Below are 213 nucleotides of genomic sequence, written 5' to 3'. Positions count from 1 at the left end.
GACGTGGCGGGTCTGCGTGACCTGCGCGCGGTGCGTGTCGAGTGGGGGCGGCACAGCGGCCCGTTGGCGGCCGTACGCGCGGTGGCCGGACTCGCCGCAGCGGGGATTCCGCTGGTGAGCGGCCCGATGCCCGGATGGGCGCGGTGCCTGGGCGGGGAGCTCTCGGACCTCCTCACCTCCGTGGAGGAACGGGTGATGGTGGACCCGCAGGCG

The 213-nt window shown here is 75.6% G+C and carries 1 pseudogene; it reads left to right on the top strand.

The features are described from left to right. A pseudogene (locus D452_RS30550) lies at nt 1-213 on the top strand (glycosyltransferase); the annotation flags it as partial.

The sequence above is a fragment of the Nocardiopsis prasina DSM 43845 genome (genome assembly GCF_000341265.1).
In the GTDB taxonomy this organism is placed as follows: domain Bacteria; phylum Actinomycetota; class Actinomycetes; order Streptosporangiales; family Streptosporangiaceae; genus Nocardiopsis; species Nocardiopsis prasina.
The sequence above is the reverse complement of the archived record's forward strand: the minus strand, read 5'-3'. Positions and strand labels throughout refer to the sequence as shown.